The sequence below is a fragment of the Burkholderia sp. Bp9142 genome (assembly GCF_003853415.1).
Classification (GTDB): Bacteria; Pseudomonadota; Gammaproteobacteria; order Burkholderiales; family Burkholderiaceae; genus Burkholderia.
Window position 1 is genome coordinate 256,598 of sequence record NZ_QTPP01000003.1, and the last position, 23,687, is coordinate 280,284.

The 23,687-nt window shown below is 68.5% G+C and carries 20 protein-coding genes; 12 read left to right on the plus strand and 8 right to left on the minus strand.

The genetic code is table 11. From position 1 onward, the window contains the following. The first annotated feature begins 97 nt into the window (after nt 1-97). The 4 genes from DIE22_RS05460 (at nt 98) to DIE22_RS05475 (ending at nt 10,224) form a co-directional block, all read left to right on the plus strand. Nucleotides 98-1,132 carry a rod shape-determining protein gene (locus DIE22_RS05460; protein ID WP_124604682.1) on the plus strand — a complete coding sequence of 345 codons (1,035 nt, stop codon included), beginning with the start codon at nt 98-100 and terminating at the stop codon, nt 1,130-1,132. 757 nt (nt 1,133-1,889) lie between these two features. Further along, nucleotides 1,890-7,493: an autotransporter domain-containing protein gene (locus tag DIE22_RS05465; RefSeq protein WP_124604683.1), complete on the plus strand. Its 5,604-nt coding sequence runs from the start codon at nt 1,890-1,892 to the stop codon at nt 7,491-7,493. Nucleotides 7,494-7,651: 158 nt separating this feature from the next. After that, nucleotides 7,652-9,877, plus strand: coding sequence for an amylo-alpha-1,6-glucosidase (locus DIE22_RS05470; RefSeq protein WP_124604684.1), 2,226 nt, complete (start codon nt 7,652-7,654; stop codon nt 9,875-9,877). Nucleotides 9,878-9,972: 95 nt separating this feature from the next. After that, nucleotides 9,973-10,224 carry a hypothetical protein gene (locus tag DIE22_RS05475; RefSeq protein ID WP_011659343.1) on the plus strand — a complete coding sequence of 84 codons (252 nt, stop codon included), beginning with the start codon at nt 9,973-9,975 and terminating at the stop codon, nt 10,222-10,224. Between the two features lie 495 nt (nt 10,225-10,719). Here the strand turns inward: DIE22_RS05475 and penR are convergent, their stop codons facing one another. After that, nucleotides 10,720-11,610 carry a beta-lactamase transcriptional regulator PenR gene (gene penR / locus DIE22_RS05480; RefSeq protein WP_124604685.1) on the minus strand — a complete coding sequence of 297 codons (891 nt, stop codon included), beginning with the start codon at nt 11,608-11,610 and terminating at the stop codon, nt 10,720-10,722. A gap of 118 nt (nt 11,611-11,728) precedes the next feature. On the opposite strand from penR, the gene blaPEN-bcc reads away from it, so the two are divergent. Next, the gene (gene blaPEN-bcc, locus DIE22_RS05485) at nt 11,729-12,622 is read left to right on the plus strand and encodes a PEN family class A beta-lactamase, Bcc-type (protein WP_124501306.1); all 894 of its coding nucleotides are present in this window, start codon (nt 11,729-11,731) and stop codon (nt 12,620-12,622) included. A 523-nt stretch (nt 12,623-13,145) separates the two neighbouring features. Here the strand turns inward: blaPEN-bcc and DIE22_RS05490 are convergent. The 5 genes from DIE22_RS05490 to DIE22_RS05510 all read right to left on the minus strand — a co-directional run bounded on the left by DIE22_RS05490 (nt 13,146) and on the right by DIE22_RS05510 (nt 16,999). Further along, entirely contained in the window at nt 13,146-13,349 is a 204-nt protein-coding gene (locus DIE22_RS05490; protein WP_124501307.1) for a hypothetical protein, read from the minus strand. 562 nt (nt 13,350-13,911) lie between these two features. Beyond that, entirely contained in the window at nt 13,912-14,280 is a 369-nt protein-coding gene (locus DIE22_RS05495; RefSeq protein ID WP_124501308.1) for an antibiotic biosynthesis monooxygenase, read from the minus strand. 35 nt (nt 14,281-14,315) lie between these two features. Beyond that, complete coding sequence (locus tag DIE22_RS05500) at nt 14,316-14,762, minus strand: MarR family winged helix-turn-helix transcriptional regulator (RefSeq protein ID WP_124501309.1); 447 nt, start codon at nt 14,760-14,762, stop codon at nt 14,316-14,318. Nucleotides 14,763-14,963: 201 nt separating this feature from the next. Continuing rightward, a complete protein-coding gene (locus DIE22_RS05505) occupies nt 14,964-16,340 on the minus strand; it encodes an ATP-binding protein (RefSeq protein WP_124501310.1) in 1,377 nt (458 codons plus the stop codon). Continuing rightward, the gene (locus DIE22_RS05510) at nt 16,337-16,999 is read right to left on the minus strand and encodes a response regulator (RefSeq protein ID WP_124501311.1); all 663 of its coding nucleotides are present in this window, start codon (nt 16,997-16,999) and stop codon (nt 16,337-16,339) included. Before DIE22_RS05510 ends, DIE22_RS05505 begins: the two co-directional genes overlap by 4 nt. A gap of 225 nt (nt 17,000-17,224) precedes the next feature. Here DIE22_RS05510 and DIE22_RS05515 point away from each other — a divergent pair, with 225 nt between their 5' ends. From DIE22_RS05515 to DIE22_RS05540, 6 genes are all read left to right on the plus strand, one after another. After that, nucleotides 17,225-17,578 carry a NirD/YgiW/YdeI family stress tolerance protein gene (locus DIE22_RS05515; protein ID WP_124501312.1) on the plus strand — a complete coding sequence of 118 codons (354 nt, stop codon included), beginning with the start codon at nt 17,225-17,227 and terminating at the stop codon, nt 17,576-17,578. Nucleotides 17,579-17,633: 55 nt separating this feature from the next. Further along, nucleotides 17,634-18,494, plus strand: coding sequence for a MurR/RpiR family transcriptional regulator (locus tag DIE22_RS05520; protein WP_124501313.1), 861 nt, complete (start codon nt 17,634-17,636; stop codon nt 18,492-18,494). A 183-nt stretch (nt 18,495-18,677) separates the two neighbouring features. After that, complete coding sequence (locus DIE22_RS38085; protein ID WP_185640559.1) at nt 18,678-18,824, plus strand: hypothetical protein; 147 nt, start codon at nt 18,678-18,680, stop codon at nt 18,822-18,824. Between the two features lie 176 nt (nt 18,825-19,000). Next, nucleotides 19,001-19,861, plus strand: a complete 861-nt coding sequence (locus DIE22_RS05530) for an isocitrate lyase/phosphoenolpyruvate mutase family protein (RefSeq protein ID WP_124501314.1) — start codon at nt 19,001-19,003, stop codon at nt 19,859-19,861. Nucleotides 19,862-20,199: 338 nt separating this feature from the next. Further along, nucleotides 20,200-20,466 carry a YodC family protein gene (locus tag DIE22_RS05535; protein ID WP_124501315.1) on the plus strand — a complete coding sequence of 89 codons (267 nt, stop codon included), beginning with the start codon at nt 20,200-20,202 and terminating at the stop codon, nt 20,464-20,466. Nucleotides 20,467-20,567: 101 nt separating this feature from the next. Beyond that, nucleotides 20,568-21,743, plus strand: coding sequence for a cytochrome P450 (locus DIE22_RS05540; RefSeq protein WP_124604686.1), 1,176 nt, complete (start codon nt 20,568-20,570; stop codon nt 21,741-21,743). 15 nt (nt 21,744-21,758) lie between these two features. On the opposite strand, the gene DIE22_RS05545 is transcribed toward DIE22_RS05540, so the two are convergent. Together DIE22_RS05545 and DIE22_RS05550 are read right to left on the minus strand one after the other, a co-directional pair. Continuing rightward, nucleotides 21,759-22,085 carry a superinfection immunity protein gene (locus DIE22_RS05545; RefSeq protein ID WP_124501317.1) on the minus strand — a complete coding sequence of 109 codons (327 nt, stop codon included), beginning with the start codon at nt 22,083-22,085 and terminating at the stop codon, nt 21,759-21,761. Between the two features lie 90 nt (nt 22,086-22,175). Beyond that, a complete protein-coding gene (locus tag DIE22_RS05550) occupies nt 22,176-22,595 on the minus strand; it encodes a rhodanese-like domain-containing protein (protein ID WP_124604687.1) in 420 nt (139 codons plus the stop codon). A gap of 111 nt (nt 22,596-22,706) precedes the next feature. Here DIE22_RS05550 and ftrA point away from each other — a divergent pair, with 111 nt between their 5' ends. Next, complete coding sequence (ftrA, locus tag DIE22_RS05555) at nt 22,707-23,681, plus strand: transcriptional regulator FtrA (protein ID WP_124604688.1); 975 nt, start codon at nt 22,707-22,709, stop codon at nt 23,679-23,681. The last annotated feature ends 6 nt before the right edge of the window (nt 23,682-23,687 follow it).

Below are 23,687 nucleotides of genomic sequence, written 5' to 3' on the forward strand. Positions count from 1 at the left end.
CACGATTTGCCGCTAAGTCCGTGATGGGGCTGCAAAGACGCGCCGCGGGGATGCGGCATGGCCGTTCCGGCCCGTTCGTTCGAAAAAAGGGCTTGATATGTCGACACCGCTGTTCGGAAAGTTGTTTGCGCAACCCGTTGCGATCGACCCTGGAACAGCGAGTACGCGGATCTATACGCACGAGCGCGGCGTGGTGCTGAACCAGCCGTCGGTCGTCTGCTTTCGCAAGGGCGGCGCGTCCGACGCGCGGCCGACGCTCGAAGCGGTTGGCGAACTCGCGAAGGCGCTGCTCGGCCGCGAGCCGGCGCATCTCGAGGCCGTGCGGCCCATGCGGCACGGCGTGATCGCCGATGCGCACGCGGCCGAGCAGATGATCCGCCGCTTCATCGACATGTCGCGCACGCGTTCGCGCTTCGGCCGGCGCGTCGAGGTCACGCTGTGCGTGCCGTCGGATGCGACGGCGGTCGAGCGTCGCGCGATCCGCGAGGCCGCGTTCGCGGCCGGTGTATCGGACGTCGAACTGATCGAGGAAGCGCTTGCCGCCGGGCTCGGCGCGGGGCTGCCGGTGACCGAGCCGGTCGGCTCGATGGTCGTCGACATCGGCGCCGGGACGACGGAAGTCGCGGTGATCGCGCTGGGCGGCATCGTCTACCGCGAGGCGATCCGCGTCGGCGGCAACCAGTTCGACGCGGCGATCGTCAACCACGTGCGCAACCTGTACGGCGTGCTGCTCGGCGAGCAAACCGCCGAGCGCGTGAAGCAGACGATCGGCTCGGCCACCCGCGCCGTGCCGCGCACGTCGACGCGCGCGATCGGACGCGGCGTCGAGGACGGCCTGCCGCGCTCGATCGAGCTGTCCAACCACGATGTGGCGGACGCGCTGGCCGCGCCGCTCAAGCAGGTGATCGGCGCGGTGAAGTCGGTGCTGGAAAACGCGCCGGCCGAACTCGTGACCGACATCGCGCATCGCGGCGTGGTGCTGACGGGCGGCGGCGCGCTGCTCGCGGATCTCGAACGCTTGCTGCGCGACGAGACCGGGCTGAGCGCGCGGATTGCCGACGAGCCGGCCACCTGCGCGGTGCGCGGCGCCGGCGAGGCGATGGGACGGCTCGCGATGTGCCGGGTGGATTGACGCCGGGCCGGCGCCCGCTCGGCAAGGTTCGTTGAAAGTGTTTCGAACCGCAAACGCCGGTCGCTCCTTTCCCGTTCCGGATTTTCCTCGCCGTTTCACGTCGAATCCGGTGCGCTATTCCATTGGTGAAACCGGAGTCGCCGGCGCCGAATGATCATCGACGATCCGGATTTCGGGCTTCACTCGCGCCGGATTCGAAAGTGATGTGTCGGATGTTGAAAATTCCTGCTGCCGATGCGGTCGATCGAAACGGTCCGCGATTATCAGAGCCAACTGCCGTTACCACCCCGTATATATCAAGATATAAAAACTCGATCGCACATGCTGCATGGCGATTGGTGTTTTCACTGATATCGCGGATACCCGGTAGCTTTGTCCGATATCGCGCGGAATGACCGCCGGATATCGAGAAACCCGATCGCCGGGCGTGCGGATCAAAGTAAAAAATACGCGCCGCGCGCCGCCCTCGCTCCGCTGGATAAACATCGACTGGAAAACCCTTTTTTTTTGATCTAGCCTTGTCTGACTAAAAGCAGAGCGGTAATCAAATCAACCAGAAAGTCGCTGCTTAAAAAACAGGGGGCCACCATCATGCCGTCCGGCTAGTTCTGCATTTGCAAACGAGAATCGATTAACTCGTAGTTCATCCACGAATAAACCGACGTCGTATCGCGACCGCCGGAGGGGACCCTTGCGTCCCGAATTTTGCGCCGTCGCCGGTTCGACTCAACGGCCATGTTGACGCCGAGGGGAAAGCATGAACATTGCGCATTCGAAGAAGAGCGGAGAGCCGTTTCCGAGACTCCTGTTGCCGACGGGCATTTTCCTGGCATTGTCCGGCGCGGGCATCGTTCCCGCCTACGCAACCTGTTCGACGGCAGGCACCACGGTGACCTGTTCGGGCGTCGCGAATCCGCTGGCGCCCAGCTATTCGAACAGCGCCAACAACCTGAACGTCACGGTCAATCCCGGCGCGAGCGTCGGTGTCCTGCTCGGCGTCGGCGGCACCGCGATGTCGTTGACCGGCAACAATGTCATGCTGACCAACAACGGCACCATCGATCCGTCCGCGCTCGGGACGGGTCTCGGCGTGCTGTCGAGCGGCGCGGTGGTCGGCAATGCGGCGGCGAGCACCACGATCGTGACCAACAACGGCACGATGAACGGCTCGACCGGCGTGGCGATCAGCGGCGTGACGGGCATGGCGCTGTCGGTCCAGAACGGCACGGGCGGTACGTCGACGATCAACAACACCGGCACGATCGGCTCGAACCCGCTGGTCGGCGCGACCCTCACCGGCGCGGACGCGCCCGTGGTCGCTGCATACGGCGGCGGCACGGTCAACATGACGAACAGCGGGACGATCACTGGGCGCGTGTCGCTCGGGTCGAACGGCACGCCCGGGCTGGGCAATACGTTTACCAATTCGGGCACGATCAACGGCAGCGTGTCGATGGGCGCGAACAGCACGAACACGTTCAACGCGGTCACGGGCTCGTCGGTCAACACGGCGGGCGGCACCGGCGGCGCGTTCAACATCACGGTCGGCCCGGTCACGCTCGGCGTGGCGGCGACGGGCGTCGTTGACGGCGGCGCGGGCGGCAACAACACGCTCAACCTGCAGCAGGGCGCGTCGGCAAACGGCACCATCGCGGTCAACAACTACATCAACTTCAATCACCTCAACGTCCAGGCCGGCACCTGGACGATCAGCGGCGCATCGTCCGCGCAGGACGCGACGCTGGCGGGCGGCGTCGCGATCATCGACAACAATGCGTCGCTCGGCACGGGCACCATCACGGCCACCGGCGGTGCGCTGCAGGCAGGCGCCGCCGGGCTCGCCGTCAGCAACAACGTGGATCTCGGCGCGGGCGGGCTGACGGTGCAGGGCGCGACCGGGCTCACGCTGTCGGGCACGGTGGCGGGCAGCGGCGCGCTGACGAAGAACGACAGCGGCACGCTGACGCTGGCGGCCGCCAACACGTATACGGGCGGCACGAACCTGAACAGCGGCGGCCTCGTGGTCGGCAACGGCGGAGCGCTCGGCGCCGGCGCGCTCAATGTCAACGCATCGGCTTCGCTCGACTCGAGCACGAACGTGACGCTCGGCAACGCGGTCAATCTGGCCACCGGCACGACGCTGACGATCGGCGGCAGCAACAACCTCGGATTGTCCGGCACGATTGCCGGCGCCGGCGGCCTCGTGAAGAACGGCGCGGCGACGACGACGCTGACGGGCGCGAACACGTACACGGGCGACACGACGATCAATGCCGGCACGCTCGCGCTGGGCGCGGGCGGCAGCCTGGCGGCGAGCGGCACGGTGAACCTCGCCGGCGCGGGCGCGACGTTCGACCTGGGCGGCGCTACCGGGACGCAGACGATCGGCTCGCTGGCCGGCTCGGCCGGCACCAACGTCAACCTCGGCGGCAATTCGCTGATACTCGACGGCAGCGTCAATACGACTTACGCCGGGACGATCGGCGGCACGGGCAGCCTGACGCTGTCCGGTACCGGCACGCAATCGCTGACCGGCACGAACGTCTATTCGGGCGGCACGAACCTGAACGGCGGCAACGTCGTCGTCGGCAGCAATAGCGCGCTGGGCGTCGGCGCGGTGAACGTCAACGGCTCGTCGACACTCGACGCGACCACCAACGTGTCGCTCGCGAACGCCATCAACATCGCCACCGGCACGACGTTCACGCTCGGCGGCAGCACCGGTCTCGGGCTGGGCGGCACGATCTCCGGCGGCGGCGGGCTCGTGAAGGACGGCGCGGCGGTGCTGACGCTGAGCGGCGCGAACAATTACTCGGGCGGCACGACGCTGAACGCCGGCGCCCTCGTGCTCGGCAATGCCGCGGCACTCGGCACGGGCGCGCTGACCGTCGGCGGCACGGCGACGCTCGATACGACCACGAGCCTGGCGGTCGGCAATGCGATCGATCTCGGCGCGGGCGTGACGCTCACGCTCGGCGGCAGCAACGCACTCGGGCTGGGCGGCGCGATTTCCGGCACGGGCGCGCTCGTGAAGGACGGCGCGGCGACCACGACACTGACGGGCGCGAACACGTATAGCGGCGGCACGACGATCAACGCGGGCACACTGGCGATCGGCGCGGGCGGCAGCCTCGCATCGACCGGCGCGGTGAATCTCGCCGGCGCGGGCGCGACGTTCGACCTGAGCGGCGCAGCGGGCGCGCAGTCGCTCGGCGCGCTGTCCGGTGTCGCGGGGACGAGCGTCAATCTGGGCGGCACTGCGCTGACGCTGGGCGGGACGGCAAGCGGCACGTTCAGCGGCACGATCGGCGGCACCGGCAGCCTGACGCTCGCCGGCACCGGCACGCAGACGCTCAATGGCGCGAGCACCTATTCGGGCGGCACGAACCTGAACAGCGGCACCGTGATGCTCGGCAACAACGCGGCGCTGGGCACCGGCACGTTGAATGTCGGCGGCGCGGCGACGCTCGATACGAACGCGAGCCTGTCGGTCGCCAACGCGATCGATCTCGGCACGGGCGCGACGCTCACGCTCGGCGGCAGCAATGCGCTCGGGCTGGGCGGCGCGATTTCCGGCGCGGGCGCGCTCGTGAAGGACGGCGCGGCGACCACGACGCTGACGGGCGTGAACACGTATACCGGCGGTACGACGATCAACGCCGGAACACTGGCGATCGGCGCGGGCGGCAGCCTCGCATCGACGGGCGCGATGACGCTCGCCGGCGCAGGCGCGACGCTCGATCTGAGCACTGCGTCGGGTGCGCAGTCGGTCGGCGCGCTGACTGGTGCGGCAGGCAGCACCGTGAACCTCGGCGCGAACGCGCTGGCGCTGACCGGCAGCGGCAACGGCACGTTCAGCGGCACGATCGGCGGTACGGGCAGCCTGACGCTCGCGGGCACCGGCACGCAGACCCTGACGGGCGTGAACACGTACACCGGCGGCACGAACCTGAATAGCGGCACCGTGATGCTCGGCAACAACGCGGCGCTGGGCACCGGCGCGTTGAATGTCGGCGGCGCGGCGACGCTCGACACGAACGCGAGCCTGTCGGTCGCCAACGCGATCGATCTCGGCACGGGCGCGACGCTCACGCTCGGCGGCAGCAACGCGCTCGGGCTGGGCGGCGCGATTTCCGGCGCGGGCGCGCTCGTGAAGGACGGCGCGGCGACCACGACACTGACAGGCGCGAATACGTACACGGGCGGCACGACGATCAACGCCGGCACATTGGCGCTCGGTTCGGGCGGCAGCCTTGCATCGACGGGCGCGGTGAATCTCGCCGGCGCGGGCGCGACGTTCGACCTGAGCGGCGCAGCGGGCGCGCAGACGATCGGCGCGCTGACCGGTGCGGCAGGCAGCACCGTGAACCTCGGCGCGAACGCGCTGACGCTGAACGGCAGCGGCGCCGGCACGTTCGGCGGCGTCATCGGCGGCACCGGCGGCCTGACGGTCGCGGGCACCGGCATTCAGACGCTGACCGGCAGCAACACGTATACGGGCGGCACCACGATCGCGGCGGGCGGCACGCTGCAGCTCGGCAACGGCGGCACGTCGGGCAGCGTGGCCGGCGACGTCGTCGACAATGGCGCGCTGATCTTCAACCAGTCCGCCAACGTGATGGTCGCGAACGTGCTGTCCGGCACCGGTTCGCTGACGCAGGCGGGCAGCGGGCAACTGACGCTGACGGGCATCAACACGCTGAGCGGCCCGACCACCGTCGGCGCGGGTACGCTCGTCGTCAACGGTTCGCTCGGCCAATCGAGCGTGACCGTGCAGAACGGCGCGACGCTGACGGGCACCGGCACGGTCGGCAGCCTCGTGGTCCAGGGCGGCGCGTTCGCGGCCGCGTCGCAGCCGGGCGCGGCGCTGAACGTGGCCGGCAACGTCACGTTCCAGCCGGGCTCGACGCTGCAGGTCGCGGTCACGCCGCAGCAGAGCGGCAGCCTGTCGGCGGGCGGCTCGGCCACGCTGAACGGCGGCACCGTGCAGGTGCTCGCGAACCAGGCCAGCTACCAGCCGAGCACGACGTACACGATCCTCAGCGCATCATCGGGCGTGCAGGGCACGTTCAGCCAGGTGAATTCGAACTACGCGTTCCTGATGCCGACGCTCAGCTACGATCCGAACCACGTGTACCTGCGGCTCGTCGCGAACGGCACGTCGCTGCCCGACGTCGCCACGACGCCGAACCAGCGTTCGGTCGCGACCGCGATCGGCGCGCTCGGTGCCGGCAATACGCTGTACGACAAGGTGCTGACGACCGATGCGGCCACCGCGCGTCAGGCCTACGGGATGCTCGACGGCGAACTGCAGGCGAGCCTGAAGAGCATGCTGCTGCTCGACAGCCGCTATGTGCGCGATGCCGTTACCGATCGCGTGCGGCAGGGCCTTGCGCCGGGATCGGGGCCGCTCGCCGCGCTGTCGTCGGGCGGCGCCGCGCTGTGCGGCGACAACACGGCCGGCGTGAGCGCCCCGGCGATGCCGCCGGAACGCCGGACCGGTTCGCGCGACGGCTGTTACGGCGGCACGCCTTATCAGCCGGTGGTATGGGGGCAGGCGTTCGGCGGCCGCAGCCGGCTCGCCGGCGACGGCAACGCGTCGACGATCAACCGCAGCATGACGGGCTTCATCGCCGGCGCCGACATGGCGCTCAACGACAAGTGGCGAGCCGGTCTGGCCGCGGGCGTCACGCACGGCTCGCTCGACAACGGCCAGAGTTCGTCCGCGTCGGTCAACAGCTACTACCTGTCGCTGTACGGCGGTGCGCAGTACGGTGCGCTCGGCGTGCGCGGCGGCGCGTCGTACACGTGGTACCGGATCAACAGCGACCGCTATCCGGGCTTCGCGGGCTTCTCCGATCACGATTCGGCCGGCTACAACGCGAATTCGGCGCAGGTGTTCGGCGAAGTCGGCTACGCGCTGCCGGTCGGGCCGGTCGCGCTCGAACCGTTCGCGGGTCTGGCCTACGTGAACCTGCATACCGACGGCTATACGGAAAGCGGCGGCGCCGCCGCACTGCGGGCCGGCGGCCAGACGACCCACGTCGGGTTCTCGACGCTCGGCCTGCGCGCCGCGTCGCAGCTCGGCACGATCGCGAGCGGCACGTTCACCGCGCGCGCGACGGTCGGCTGGCGGCATGCGTTCGGCAACGTGCGGCCGTCGTCGGCGTTCACGTTCGCGAACGGCGGCACGTCGTTCCAGGTGTCGGGCGTGCCGATCGGCCGCGACAGCGCGGTGCTCGAAGCGGGCATCGACGCGAGCATCACGAAGCGCCTGACGCTCGGCCTCACGTTCAGCGGCCAGTACGGCAGCGGCGTGCGCGACAACGCGGTGCTCGGCAACATCCTGTGGAAGTTCTGACAGGCATGTAACCTGCGTGCGCAGGCGGCGCGATGCGGCGATCGATTCGCTGCGTCGCGCCGTCTCGCCTCGTCGCTGCGCGCGCCCCCCGTTCTGGCCTATCCTGTGCGGAAACACGCGACGCGCGCCGCGCGTTGCGCCTCGACACAGGAGCATCGATGCCGAATCACGCCGAAGCCACCACGACGCAGGCGCCGCAAGTCGCGCCTGTCCCTCCGACTCAAGCGTCCGGCCCCGCATTCATCGCGCCCGAAGCCGATCCGCAGGCGCTCGCGCGCAACAACCAGTACGTGCTGAAATCCGGCGACGCGTTCGTGGTCAGCGACGCGCTCGGCGACGTCAGCGGTCACGACGACGGCCTGTTCGTCGACGACATGCGCGTGCTGTCGAAATGGCGTCTGACCTTCGGCGGCCGCGCGCCGTCGCTGCTGTCGGGCGCGACGAGCGCGGACAACGCGTCGTTTACCGCGCACCTGACGAACCGTCCGCTGCCGCCGCTCGGCGGCCGCGAGACGCCCGAGGGCGTGATCCACATCGAACGGATGCGCGTGCTCGCGGGCGACGTGCTGTACGAAGCGCTGACGCTGACGAACTACGGCGAGAGCGAGGCCGAGGTGCCGCTGTCGCTGTCGTTCGCGGCGGATTTCAAGGACATGTTCGAAGTGCGCGGCACGCGGCGCCCGAAGCGCGGCACGGTGGCCGCGCCGCGCGTCGACGCAGGGGCGGTGCGGCTGCGCTACGACGGCCTCGACAAAGTCGAGCGCAACGTGACCGTGCATTTCTCGCCGGCACCCGACGCGCTGTCGGTCGATCGTGCCGACTACACGCTGACGATCGCCGCGCAGGCATGCGTATCGATCTACCTGACCGTCGACGCGACGCTCGGTCAGGCGCACCACGGCGAGGGCCCGGGATGCGGGCGTGTCGCGCTGCGCACCGCGCTCGTCGGCGTGCATCGCGAAATGCGTTCGCGCCGCGAGTCGATGGCGCGCGTGAACACCGGCAATCCGCTGTTCGACGCGTGGCTCGACCGGTCGCTCGCGGATCTCGGGCTGCTCACGACGCAGCTCGACACCGGGCCGTATCCGTATGCGGGCATTCCGTGGTTCTCGACCCCGTTCGGCCGCGACGCGGTGATCACGTCGCTGCAGCTGATGTGGCTGCAGCCGTCGCTCGCGCGCGGGGTGCTGCGCTTTCTCGCGGAGCACCAGGCACGCGAGACGTCCGCGTTCCGCGATGCCGAGCCCGGCAAGATCATGCACGAGTTCCGCCGCAGCGAAATGGCCGCGACGGGCGAGGTGCCGTTCGCGCTGTATTACGGCGGCGTCGACACGACCCCGCTGTTCATCGTGCTCGCGGGCGCATACGTCGAACACACTGGCGACGATGCGCTGATCGACGAGCTGTGGCCCGCGCTCGAGCGCGCCGCGCAGTGGGTGATCGACAAGTGCGACCGCAATCCGTACGGGCTGCTCGATTACCAGCGCACGTCGGAGCGCGGTCTCGCGAACCAGGGCTGGAAGGACAGCCACGATTCGGTGTTCCACGCGGACGGCCGCTTCCCCGACGGCCCGATCGCGCTCGTCGAAGTGCAGGCGTATGCGTGCGCGGCGCTCGACGCGATGTCGATGTGCTCGCACCGGCGCGGCCACGCGGCCGATGCGACGCGCTACGCACTGCGCGCGAAGATGCTGCGCGATCAGGTCGAAGCGCTGTTCTGGATGCCGGAGGGCCAGTTCTACGGGATCGCGCTCGACGGTCACGGCGACCTGTGCCGCGTGTTCGCGTCGAACGCGGGCCATCTGCTCGCGTTCGGGCTGCCCGACGCGGAGCGCGGCGCGGCGGTCGCGGGCGTGCTGGGCTCGACGCTGTTCCAGACGGGCTGGGGCATCCGCACGCTCGCGGCCGGCCAGCCGCGCTTCAACCCGATGGCCTATCACAACGGCTCGGTGTGGCCGCACGACAATGCGCTGATCGCGCGCGGGCTTGCGCGCTACGGCGACAAGACGGCCGCGGTGAACCTGCTGCGCGCGCTGTTCGAGGCGGCGGTCAGCTTCGAGATGCGGCTGCCGGAGCTGTTCTGCGGATTCCCGCGGCGGCGCGGCGAACCGCCGACGGCCTATCCGGTCGCCTGCCTGCCGCAGGCGTGGGCGGCCGGTGCGCCGTTCATGATGCTGCAGGCGTGTCTCGGCGTGAGCGTCGACGCGGCGCGCCACGAGGTGCGCGTCGAGCGCCCGGCGCTGCCCGAAGGCGTCGACTGGCTGCGCATCGACGACCTGCGGGTCGGCGACGAAACGGTATCGCTGACGTTCCGGCGCGTCGACGGCCAGGTGGTTGCGTCGGCGGCGCAGCCGGGGCGGGTGAAGGTGGTCGCGGTGCTGTAGCCGGCTGCACGGACGTTGCGCAATGTCGCGCCACGACCGCGCGCAGCGGCATAGAATCGTGACATGACCCTTGAACGATGGTGGAGGCACCTACGATGACGACCGACAATCGGCCCGACGACGGCGAGCAAAAGCTCGAGAACCTGGAAGCGGCGGTCGACCACCTGCACAAGTCGATCGAGTCGCAGAGCATCGCGGCGGGCGCGGCGAAGGGCATCCTGTTCAGCCTGATCGAAACGCTCGGCGCGCTGATCGGCGATCCCGACCTGCCCGAACATGCGCGCTCGGGCTACGAGGCGCTGCGCGACAAGGCGAGCGAATTGCGCAGCGGGCTCGACCGGCATTGACGAACCGGCAGCGCCGGCGTTGGCCGCACGGCCCGCGCCGGTGCTGCCCAATCCTGCGCGGCGTGCACAAAACCTCATGCGCTCAATGAGTTAGCCGGACGATGCGCAGGATATCCACAAGCTTGCCAACACAATCTGTGGAGAACCGGCTGGCCCCGAACCGGACGCGCAGGGCCCCCTGCGAGGTCACAAACGATGCCGCGTCGTTGACCTGCCGGGCCCGATCTACTGAATCTTCTTTTGTATCAGTGTGTTACGTGTCACATCGGCGGAATATCCACAGGCTTGCCAACAAAATCTGTGGATAAGTCTGACGTGATTGCTTCTTGAGGGTTGAGGATCCCGCGTGCGGCGGCCGGTGCGCCGGATCCCGTGCGCACCGGCTGCCCGATGCGCGCATCGTCACGGTAAATCGTGCGCGATCAACGGGTTAGGTCCCGGGTACCCAGGATATCCACATCCTTGCCAACAAAATCTGTGGACAAGCCGGGGCCGTCAATCGACTGCCGCCGCGTCGGCCGCTTCCGCGACGATCCAGTCGCGAAACAGCGTCATCGCCGGCGTGAGCGGCTTCGACTTCAGCGACGTGAGCCAGTAGCCGCCCGCACGCACGTCGATGTCGAGCGGCCGCGCGAGCAGGCCGAGCTGCAGTTCGCGCGCGAACATGCAGGCCGGCGCGAGCGCGATGCCCGCGCCCTGCATCGCGGCCTCGACCATCAGCCGCGACGAATCGAACACGGGCCCGTTGACCGACCAGGGTTCGAGCTGCGCGGCGTCGAACCAGCCGAGCCATTCGTCGGTGCGGTACGAGCGCAGCAGCGTTTCGTTCGCGAGATTGGCCGGCCGCGCCAGCCGCCGCGCGATCTCCGGCGCGCACAGCGCGGTGAGCGGCGCGTCGAGCAGCCGCTCGTTGCGCGTCGCCGGCCAGTTGCCTTCTCCGAAGCGGATCGCGAAATCGAGGCCCTCGGCCGCGAGGTCGACGACGTTGTTGTTGGTCCGCAGCCGCAGCTCGACGAACGGGTGCGTGTCGCCGAAGCGCTTCAGCCGTGGCATTAGCCAGCCTATGGCAAAGGTGCCGACCACGCCGAGCGTCAGCACCTCGTGGAAGCGCCCGCCCTCGAACTGCTTGAGCACGGTCTCGATCCGGCTGAATGCGTCGCTGAGCACCGGCAGCAGCGCGCGTCCTTCGTCGGTGAGCCCGAGGCCGCGCGGCAGCCGGGTGAACAGCGCGCAGCCGAGCCGTTCCTCGAGCGAGCGCACCTGCTGGCTCACGGCCGCCTGCGTCACGCTCAGCTCGAGGCCGGCGCGCGTGAAGTTCAGGTGGCGGGCCGACGATTCGAACGCGCGCAAGGCATTCAGCGGAAGATGAGGACGGAGCTTCGTCATAAGAATTTCTTGTATCAGCGCTCAATTATCGTTGCTTGTCAGGCAACCGTAAAGTCACGATAGTGCTGTCTCGCCGGCCGGCCGTTCTGCATCCATTCCACCACCAGAGAGACATGACATGACTTACTCATCGCAACGTCGAACCCTGTTGCTGGCCGCCGCGACGGCGCCGCTCGCCCTGACTGTCGCGGCGTGCGCGTCGCCGCCGGCCGCGGGGCAGGACGTGTCGTCCGCGACATCGTTTGCCGCGCTCGAGCGCGCGGCGGGCGGCCGTCTCGGCGTGTGCGCGATCGACACCGCGAGCGGCCGGCGTGCGCAGCATCGCGCGGACGAGCGTTTCCCGTTCTGCAGCACGTTCAAGGCGATGCTGGGTGCGGCGGTGCTCGCGCAAAGCGTCGCGCGTCCGGGGCTGTTGCAGCAGCGCGTGATGGTCGGGCAGTCCGATCTCGTGAACTACTCGCCGGTGTCGGGCAAGCATGTCGGCACCGGGATGACCGTCGCCGCGTTGTGCGAGGCGGCGATCCAGTACAGCGACAACTCGGCCGCGAACCTGGCGATGAAGCTGATCGGCGGACCGTCGGCGGTGACCGCGTATGCGCGCTCGATCGGCGACGACACGTTCCGGCTCGATCGCTGGGAGACCGAGCTGAACACCGCGTTGCCGGGCGACCCGCGCGACACGACGACGCCGGCGGCGATGGCCGCGAGCATGCGCGTGCTCACGCTCGGCGACGCGCTGCCGGGCGCGCAGCGTGCGCAGCTCGTCGCATGGCTGCGCGGCAACAAGGTCGGCGACAAGCGGATTCGCGCGGGCGTGCCGGCCGGGTCGCAGGTGGCCGACAAGACCGGCACCGGCGACTACGGGACGACGAACGACGCGGGCGTGATCTGGCTGCCGTCGCGCGCGCCGATCGTGCTCGTCGTGTACTACACGCAGGCGCGTGCCGATGCGAAGGCGAAGGACGACGTGATCGCGGCCGCCGCGCGCATCGCGGTTGCGACGTTCGCTTGAGCGGGCGGCGCGGCGTGCGTGATCGACGGATGGATGACGCGAGGAATGCACGCCGTGCCGCAGTCGTGACCGGCATGTCGAAACGTTGTGCGATCAACGACTTGGGTCACGCATGCTCAGGATATCCACATCCTTGCCAACACAATCTGTGGACAAGCCTGCAAGCGGTCGCGTTCGTGGCAACGACCGCCTCGATGGCATGCGGCACGCGTTGCGCCGGCCCGCTTGCACGGTTCGAAGCGGCGCGGACAAAGTCTTTCGGATCAAGTGCTTGTGCGTGGTATGCGCAGGCTATCCACACGCTTGCCAACACAATCTGTGGACAAGCGGCGTGGCGCGCGCGACACGCGGCGCTTCGCGTCGCGTGACGATGCGCGAGCGGCACCCTGCCTGCCGCGTGCCGTTTTCGAGGCGGCGCGGACTAAGCCTTTCGGATCAAGCGCTTGGCCGTGGTATGCGCAGGCTATCCACATGCTTGCCAACACAATCTGTGGACAAGCCTGCCGGGCCGCCTGCTCGAAGTTCAGCCATGCCGATCGTCGAGCGCGGGCCAGCGCGCGAATGCGAACACCCACAACATGATGAAGTTCAGGACCGGGACGAACATCGTCAGGATCCACCAGCCCGAATGTCCGGTACGCCGAACGATGCGGACATACGGATAGACGACGATCGCGACGAGCACGAGCGAGACGAGCAACTGCCATGCGGTGAAGTGGTGTTCCATGGTCTTCCTCGGTGGATGTGTCGTTGTCCGATTACGGGCGGAACGGCCGGCCCGTGGTGCCGTCGCGAGAAGGCGCGTGATGCGTGGCCGCGCACGGCTCGTGTGATCCTGACGCGTCGCGTGTGCGGGCGTCAAGGTGCGGGCGGGGTGCCGCTGCTGCACGGAATCGTCCGTCCGGGCGCGCGGGTGAATCGCGCGGTGCCGCAACGGTGACGCGGCACATGAATCATTGGCCGATCAACGGGTTAGTCGAGGCTTGCTCAGGATATCCACAAGCTTGCCAACACAATCTGTGGGTAAGTGGCGGGACGGCACGCGTCGTGCATCGTCAAGGTGCCGACGTGGCATCGTGATGCGAAGTGCGGCGAACCGGCGCGTATGACGGCCCGGCGCGCGCCGCGTCTGCATCACGCGTGCCAAAGTCCGTCGGATCAAGGGCTTAGCGTCGCGGTGCGCAGGATATCCACAAGCTTGCCAACATTTTCTGTGGAGAAGTCCGCGTCGCGATCGGGCCGCACGGCACAGCGTGCAAACCGCGCGCGACGCCGCTTCGTGCGTCGGCTCACGCGGTGCAAATGCCCGCCACGGCGACCTTCCGGAACAAGTGCGGGCTCGCGACGGCAGACGACGGATAGGCCGAGAGCTTGGCGACGAACTCGGGATGCGTGAAGGCCGCGCGAAACGCGTCGGTCGACTCCCAGATCGCATGGTTGAAGTAAGTCGGGCTGTCGCCGAGCGCGCGATGCAGCTGCGTCGCAATGAATCCCGGCTGCCGTTTCATGAACTCGGCGTCGTCCTTCCACACGGCCAGGAAATCGGCTTCATCGGCCGGGTCCAGCGTGAAGACGTTGACGAGGACGACGGGGCTCGCGTCGATGCCGAGCTGTTGCTGGATCGGAAAGGCCGGATCCATCGGTTTGAAATGAGGCATGGGGCACTCCTGTGAGTCGTGGGTCAAGGGGGCGATCACGCTTGCTCGTCCGGCGCGTGGGCGGCGGACATCGCTGACAGGACGCGAATCGCCGCATCGAGGTCGGTCGAACTGAACTGGCCGGAGATGTCGCGGACATGCTGTTGCCATTGCTCGACCACCGCCTGATAGGCCGCGGCACCGAGCGGGGTCAGCGCATACAGCGGAGAGCGCTTGTGTGTCGGGTTCGGCAGCGGCTGCACGAGGCCTTCTTCCGTCAGCACGTTGATCTGTTTCAGGACGCCCTGCCGCGTGATGCCCATGGTGTCGGCGATCTGCGGGATGTTCGGGGCTTCCGGCGCCATCGAGATGGCGCCCAGCACTTGCCAGCGCGCGCTGGTCAGGCCGTGCGGCGCGGCAAAGGTGTTGCCCCATTCGATCAGCAGGCCGTTCAGCCGGAAGACGGACAGCGCGACGGTGGTCAACTTGGCGAGTTTCGTCATGGTCGGGAGGCGCGATAAATTGACAACTACTTTACGTAATGGACAACCAGTTGTCAAGTTTGATCGCATGTCGCCCCGCTTGGCGCATTCGCTGCGCACGACCGCCAAACCCTTTCAGATCAATGGTTTGTCACCGTTAGCGGCCGGTTGTCCACAAGCTTGCCAACACAATCTGTGGAAAAGCCGCGCATCAGGCGTGCGTCAGGCCGGCACGGGAAAGCGCACCGTCACGGTCAGCCCGCGCCCGCCTTGCGTCGTGCCGAGCGCGACCGTCGCGCGATGCTGTTCGGCGATCCGCTTGACGATCGACAGCCCGAGCCCGCTGCCCGACGACGTGGCCGCCTGCGCGCCTTCGCCGCGATAGAAGCGCTCCCAGACGTCCGAGCGCTCGGCTTCCGGAATGCCCGGGCCGTCGTCGGCGACTTCGAGCACGGGCGTCGCGCCGTCAAGGCGCGCCGACACGTCGACACGCGCACCGTCGCCCGCGTAGCGGATCGCGTTGTCGACGAGGTTGTTCAGCAGCACGCGCAACGTCTCCATGTTGCCGGCGGCCATGACCGGTGCCGACACGATCGCGCCGAGGTCGATGCGGTGCGCATCCGCGACGCGCGTGCGGTCGGCGACCACCGAGCGGCACAGCGCGGCGAGATCGACGGGCGTGGATGCCGCGGCGGACGCCTGCGCATCGGGTTCGAGGCGCGCGAGCGTCAGCAACTGTTCCGCGAGGTGGCCGAGGCGCGTCGTGCCCGCGTGGATCTGGGCGAGGATCTGCTCGCGTTCTTCGGAGGTCGCCGCGCGCCGCAGCAATTGCGACTGGATCGACAGCCCCATGATCGGCGTGCGCAGCTCGTGCGCGGCATCGGCGATGAAGTGGCGCTGCAGCGTGAACGAACGATCGAGCCGCGCGAGCAGGTCGTTGATCGCTTCGGCGAGCGGCCGGACCTCGTTCGGCATTGACGCGACGTCGACCGGTTCGAGATTGTTCGCATTCCTGCGCTTCAGGCCCGATGCGATCGTGCGCAGCGGACGCAGCCCCGCGCCGATGCCGAACCACAGCCCGATCGCGAGAACCGGCAGCATCGAGAACACCGGCCAAAGCAGGTGCACGGCGATGCCTGCGATCGCCTCCCAGCGCGCATGGCGTGCCTGCGCGAACCGGATCGTCGTGCCGCCGCGTTCGGTGACATAGGTGCGCCACGGCTGGCCGCCGACATCGACGCTCGCGATGCCCGTTTGCGCGGGCGGCGGCAGTGTCGATTTGCGATCGGTCGAATAAACCAGCGTGCCGTTGCGCCAGACCTGCAGCAACACGGCGTCGGGATCGCTGGCCTCGAAGTCGTGCTTGCCGTCGCCGTGATTGCGGAACGACAGCTCGCCGTTCGGGCCGACGACGATCTGCTTCGACATGCTGCGCATCTGGTCGTCGAGGAGATCGTCGAGCTCGCGCAGCGCGCCCCAGTAGGTGCCCGCGCTTGCAACCAGCCCGATCACGCATGCGGCGGGCAGCAGCCACGTCAAGAGGCGCCGCCGCAGCGACGCGCTGCGCCAGCGCGCGATCGCGTGTTGCAGATTCGTCATGCGCCGTCACCGATCCGGTAGCCGACGCCGCGCACCGTGCGAATCATGTCGTGGCCGAGTTTCTTGCGCAGGTTGTGGATGTGCACCTGCACCGCGTTGCTCTCGATTTCCTCGCCCCAGCTGTACAGCCGTTCCTCGAACTGCTCGCGCGAGATCACCGCGCCGGGGTCGCGCATCAGTTCGTGCAGCAGCACGAATTCCTTCGGCGACAGCGTGACTTCGTCGTCGTTGAGCCAGACCAGGTGCTTGACCGGATCGAGCCGCAGCGGGCCGATGGCGAGCGTCGTTTGCGCGCGCCCCGCATGGCGGCGGTTGACCGCGCGGATGCGGGCGAGCAGCTCCTCGAGCACGAACGGCTTGACGAGGTAGTCGTCGGCGCCGCTGTCGAGCCCGGCGATGCGGTCCGGCACGCCGTCGCGCGCGGTGATGATGATCGCGGGCAGGGTTTCGTCGCGGCGGCGCAGCGACGCGAGCACCGACAGGCCGTCGCGATTCGGCAGCCCGAGGTCGAGCAGCAGCAGCCCGTAGCCGGTCGAGCGCAGCGCGAGCGCCGCGGCGTCGCCGTCCTTGACCCAGTCGACCGCGAAGCCCTCCTGTTTGAGGCCCTGTTCGAGCCCGCTGCCGATCAGCGGATCGTCCTCGACGAGCAGTACGCGCATGGATTCGTGTCTGTTGGCGGGCGCGGGCGCCCGGGATTCCCATGATAAGCGCAGGTGTCTTAGGCCGAGCTTAAAGGGCGGTAGCCGGTCGCGCTTTCGTACTCGTCCAATGCGGCACCGTGTCGCTTCGGCGCGCCTTCAGGTTTGCTTAATCTTACGGTCCGTAATCTTGGTGCGTCGCGTTCAACGGGGCGCGGCACCACATCGAAGAAGAGGAACGCAATCATGAAACACCTGGCCAGAATCCTGACAGTCGCGCTCGCGACGCTGCCTGCCGCCGTCTACGCGCAATACACCGGGCCGTCCGCGCTCGCGACGACCACCGTGAAGGAACTGCTCGCGAACGGCAAGGACGATCAGCACGTGCAGCTGCAGGGGCGCATCGTCAAGCACGTCGGCGGCGAGGATTACGAGTTCGCCGACTCGACCGGCACGATTCGCGTCGAGATCGACCACAAGCTGTGGGCGGCCGGCCAGCCCGTCAGCGACAAGAGCGAGGTGAAGGTGACCGGCGAGTTCGAGCGCAAATGGTCGGGCCGCGTGAAGGTCGATGCCGACCACGTCGAAGTGCTGCGCTGACCGATGCGCGCGGGGCCGGTGATACCATGGACGACCGGTTCCCGTTCTCACCAAGATGGCTGCCAATTTCGATGAACTCGCGTCCCGGATCCGGGCGCAATTTTCCGAACTGAGCCCGCAATTCCAGGCGGGCGCTGCATTTCTGCTCGATCATCCCGACGAGGTCGCCACCTCGTCGATGCGCAAGGTCGCGCAGCGCGCGCAGGTTCAACCCGCGTCGCTCGTGCGGCTCGCGCAGCAATTCGGTTTCCCCGGCTGGAACGAGTTGCGCGACCTGTGCGTCGCGCGCGTGCGCGCGCGTCCCGAGCCGCTCACGCAGCGTGCGCGCTCGCTCGTGCGGCCCGACGCGAAGGCGTCGCTCGCGCATGACCTGCTTGCCGCGCAACAACACAACCTGTCGGCCACCGCCGCGCAGAACGAGCACGCGCTCGTCGATGCCGCGAAACTGATCCGCAAGGCGTCGCACGTGCATGTCGCGGGGTTTCGCTCGTGCTATCCGGTCGCATTCGGCTTCGTGTACGGCTATCGGCTGTTCCGTCCGACCGTGTCGCTGCTCAACGGCGTCGCCGGTTCGCTCGAAATGGAGCTGAGGACGATCGCGAAGCAGAGCGTGACCGTCGTCGTCAGCTTCGCGCCGTATTCGGCGGAAGCGACGCGCGTCGCGCAGGCGGCGAAAGCGCAGGGCAGCAAGATCGTCGCGATCACCGACAGCGCGGTGTCGCCGATCGCGCTGCACGCGGATGCGCAACTGATCTTCACGCACGACAGCCCGTCGTTCTTCCCGTCGCTGGTGGCCGCGCACGCGATGGCCGAAGCGCTGGTCGCGCAGTTGCTGGCACTGGAAGGCAGCGATGCGATCGCGGCGCTCGAGCGCACGGAAGCGGAACTGCACGCGAAGGGCGCTTACGTCGTTTGACGCGGTACCTGCGGCTGCAATCCTGCGTCATTCACGATTCAACCGGACTCAACCGATAACGTTCACATACGAGGTGAGCGACGCGGGCGTTCGCAAGCAGAGAACGTTCGCAAGCAGATCGTCGCGCCGCTCATCCGATTCAACGAAAGCAGGGCCGGCTCGAACGACTTCCGTTCGCTGGCCGTGGTCGTGACGGATGGCGTGCCGCAAGCCGTGCGCGACCTCGCCAATCCGGACGGCGTGCGGATCGACGGTCGCGCGATGCGCTTTTCCGAAGCCGTCACCGACGTGTTGCTCGGCATCGACGGCGGGCCACCCGCAGCGGAGTAGGCGACTGCGGGCCGGCAGCGGACGGGCGGTGGCGCCGGCCCGCACGTTGCCGGCTGCCGGCCCGCAGTCGGCGCACCGGCTTTTTTCCTGTCGCGCGACGACATTTCGGCGAACGCTGAAACGTCGTGCGCATGACTGGCGTAAGCTCATCCGTCAACTTCTTCCGGGAGTCCGAGATGACCCGTTCCGATCTTCAAGCCCGCCACGCCGAGGCCTTCCGCGCACTGCATGCACGCCCTGGCGCCTTCATCATCCCGAACCCGTGGGACGCAGGCACCGCGCGCCTGCTTGCGATGGCCGGCTTCGAGGCGCTCGCGACCACGAGCGCCGGCTATGCCTTTTCGAAAGGTCAGCCCGACAATGCGATCGGCCGCGACGCGATGCTCGATCACATCGCCGAGATCGTCGCCGCGGGCGGCCTGCCCGTCAGCGCCGATCTCGAAAACGGCTTCGGCGACGCGCCCGACACGGTGGCCGAAACGATCCGGCTCGCGGCCGAGGCCGGCGCGGTCGGCGGCTCGATCGAGGACGCGACGGGCCGCGCCGACGCGCCGATCTACGCGCGCGAAGCGGCGATCGAGCGCATTGCGGCGGCGGTCGACGCGGCGCGCGCGCTGCCGTTTCCGTTCACGCTGACCGCGCGGTGCGAAAACTACCTGCACGGCCGCGACGACCTCGCCGACACGATCGCGCGGCTCGTCGCCTATCGCGACGCGGGCGCCGACGTGCTGTATGCGCCGGGCATCACCGATGCGGACGAAATCGCGGCGGTGACGCAGGCGGTCGGCGCGCCCGTGAACGTCGTGATGGGGCTGCGGGGCGGGTTGCTGAGCCTCGATGCGCTGGCGGCGCTCGGCGTGAAGCGCGTGAGCGTCGGCGGCGCGCTGGCGCGGGCCGCGCTCGGCGCGTTCCTGCGCGCCGCGAAGGAGATGGCGCAGGAGGGCACGTTTACGTTCACGCAAGCGGCCGTGCCGGGGCGCGATATCAACCGCTGGTTTGCGGCACCGGATAATTCACCGGTTTTATTCGGGGAATGAGCGAAAGTAAATCGTGGGATCGTTCCCAGTGGAAAGTTTGATTGACTATAATCAACCGACTCCGCGTCCGGATTAATCGGCGGTGACGACGCAAAATACATCGTCTATTCTCTGCATTCCGCCCGTTTGACCGGAGCCGGCGCGCAAGCCGTGCCGGATCGGGCGATCGAGTGTGCGCCATGCGCGTCGATGCCGCGCATTGTTGCATTTTCCGGCCAGTACATTTTTTTGTGCGCGGGAGTTGCCGTCCGATTTTTTGATTGATAATCTGCGGCACGTTCGAATGAACGGTTGGTGGGCCGCCGATAATATCGATATATAAAAATGCTGAGAGAGCGATGACGATCCGAGAAAATCAACGCTTCAGGTTGCGCGTCGGCGATGTCGTGACGCTGAAAACGGGCGGGCCGCGCATGACCGTCACCTATGCCGGGCCGGTCGTGTTCGACGACGGCGACTGGCTGATCTGCCAGTGGTTCGATGAACACGGCGAATTCCGGCAGGAAATGTTCCATCACGACACGGTGGTGCCCGAGCCGCGCGCGATTTCGGCCGGACGCGTACGCATGCGGATGCAGTCGCACCGCTACCGGTCGGCTGCCTGACCGCCAGCTGTCGTCGCGATGCGGCCACGCCCGGTGCCCGCGCCGCGACATTTCACGCCAGCCCGAAACATGCGGCGGCGCGCCGCGCCGATACTGTCCGCATGAACCCGACCGATCCCATCGCAGCGGTCACGCACCGCGATCCCTATCCCTACTACGCGGCGCTCGTCGACGGGCCGCCGCTCGCGTTCGAAGCCACGCTCGGCCTGTGGGTCGCGAGCCGCGCGGCCGCCGTGACGGCCGTGCTCGGTCATCCGGCCTGCCGCGTGCGCCCGCTGGACGCGCCCGTGCCGCCTGCGTTGCGCGGCACGACGGCCGGCGCGCTGTTCGGCGAGCTGGTGCGCATGAATGACGGCGCGTCGCGGCACGACCTGCCGAAGCAGGCGCTGCGCACGGCGCTCGCGCCGATCGACACGGCTGCGCTGCGCGACCGCGCCGCGCAGCTTGCCGCGCGGCGCTTGCCGGCGCCGGGCGATGCCGGCGCGCTGAACGCGTGGTGCCTGACGGTGCCCGTCTGCGCGGTTGCCGATCTGCTCGGCTTCGACGAGGCGCGGCTCGACGAGATCGCGGCGCAGGTCGTCGATTTCGTCGCCGCGCTGTCGCCGCTGTCGGATGCCGCGGCACTGGCCCGCGCGAGCGACGCGGCGCGGCGGTTGCTCGACCGGATGACGGAGCGCGTCGCGCAGACGCATGCGCACGACGGCACGCTCGTCGCGGCCGTGCAGCAGGCGGCCCGCGCGTCGGGCTGGCAGGCAAGCGGTGCGCTGGTCGCGAATCTCGTCGGGCTGCTGTCGCAGACCTGCGAAGCGACCGCCGCGTGGCTCGGCAATGCGCTGGTGGCATGGCACGGGGCAGTGGAAGCGGGCGCCGCGCGCGTCGCGCCGGACGCCGCCGCGCTCGACGCATTCGTTGCTGAAGCCGGGCGCTTCGATTCGCCGGTGCAGAACACGCGCCGCTTCGTCGCAGCGCGCACGACGATCGAAGGCGTGACCGTCGAAGCCGGCGACGCGATCCTCGTCGTGCTTGCCGCCGCGAACCGCGACCCGGCCGTGCATCGCGATCCGCACCGGCTGATGCCCGGCCGCGCGGCCGGGCCGAATTTCGGCTTCGGCACGGGGCCGCATGGGTGCCCGGGCGAGCGAATCGCGCGGGCCGTGACGGCGGGGGCGTTCGGGGCGTGGCTACGTGCGGGTGGCGGGCCGCCGCGCGGCGGGCTGGCGTGGCATTACCACGCGTCGACCAACGTCAGGATGCCGAGGTTCGACGCAGTGCGGTAACGGGGAAAGAGGGACTTAACGGCAGCCTTGCTTCTCCGCCCATTGTTCCTGGGCGGCGACGCGGCGCTGCACGCGCTCGACGAGACCGGTCGAGAAGGTCCGCATGCTGATGCCGCGGCGTTTGGCGAGGATGGTTTGCGCGACGTCGGTTTGCGGGTTCGGCTGGCATGCCCAGTACAGTGTCATCAGCCAGCCGATGCCGGTCCACCCGAACAGCGCGTTGAACATCGCGACCGTCAGCTTGTCGTGCCGGCCGCGCCGGTCGGCAATGACCGCCGGCAGAAAATAGATCGCGATCGCGGCCACCGAACCGGCCACTTGAATCAGGACTGCGTTCTGCATGTTGCTGCTCCATCCCAACTGCAATGGGACCGATTGTCGCGCTTTTTCCGTTCGTGTGCTGGCAATTGATTGTTGCGTTTTTAGTGACGATCAGCCCGCTTCGGCATCCGCCGGCTGCACTTCGTTGCTCAGCGAGAAACCTTCGTCGAGCCAGCCGGTGATGCCGCCGATCATCAGCTTCACCGGCCGGCCGAGGCGCGCGAGCCGGATCGCCGCGCGCGCGGCGCCGTTGCAGTGCGGGCCCGCGCAGTACACGACGAACAGCGTGCCGGCCGGATGGCCGGCGAGCTTGCCGGCGATGATCTTGCGGTGCGGCAGGTTGCGTGCGCCGGGCACGTGGCCGGCCGCAAATTGCTCCGGACTCCGCACGTCGAGCAGCACGAAATCGGGCGCGCCGGACGCGAATGCATCGTGCACGTCCCAGCAATCGGTCTCGAAGCGCAGCGACGCTTCGAAGTGCGCGAGGGCGGCGGCGCTGTCGGCGGCGGGGACGTCGGTGACGTATGACATGAAAGGCGCTCCTGAGGAACGGCGCGGAATGCGCCGGAATGAGGGGCAGTATCGCGGTTCCGCAGCTTTTCCGGCAGTGGCGCGATCGACAAGTTCCGGTAACATCGCGCCATGCACAATCATCTCGTCGTCGCGCTCGCCTACGATCGCCTCTGCACCTTCGAATTCGGCTGCGTGGTCGAACTGTTCGCCCTCGAACGCCCCGAGCTCGGGGTCGACTGGTATCGCTTCGCGGTCTGCGCGAGCGAGCCGGGGCCCGTGCGCGCGGCGGGCGGCATCACGGTCGCCGCGCCTTACCGGCTCGCGATGCTCGATCGCGCGGATACCATCGTGATTCCCGGCTGGCGCGATCCGGATGAACCGCCGCCGGAACCGTTGCTGAAGAAACTGCGGGCCGCGCATCGCCGCGGCGCGCGGCTCTGCTCGATCTGCTCGGGCGTGTTCGTGCTGGCGGCGGCCGGCGTGCTCGACGGCCTCACGGTGACGACCCACTGGCGCTATGCGGAGAAACTGCAGGCGCGCTATCCGGCGCTGCGCGTGAATCCCGATGCGCTTTACGTCGACGAAGGGCAGGTCGTCACGTCGGCCGGGTCGGCGGCGGGGCTCGACATGCTGCTGCATCTCGTGCGCCGCGATCACGGCGGCGCGATCGCGAACCGGGTCGCACAGCGCCTCGTGCTGCCACCGCATCGCGACGGCGGCCAGGCGCAGTTCGTGCCGCGCCCGGTGGCGCCGGGCGGCACCGACCGGCTCGCGAAGCTGATCGACTGGATGCGCGCGCACGCGGCCGAGCCGCACACGCTCGCGTCGCTCGCCGCACAGGCCGCGATGAGCACGCGCACGCTGCAGCGCCAGTTCGCGGATGCGACGGGGATGTCGCCGCTCGCATGGCTGATCCGCGAGCGCGTGAACGTCGCGAAGGACATGCTCGAAGCGCATCCCGGGCTGTCGCTCGCGCAGGTCGCGGCGCGCGCGGGGTTCGGTTCCGAGGAATCGCTGCGCCGGCATTTCCGGCGCGTCGCGGCGACGAGCCCGGCCGCATACCGGCGCGGGATGGATCGCGGCGTCAGACCGCCGGACGCGTGAGCGTCG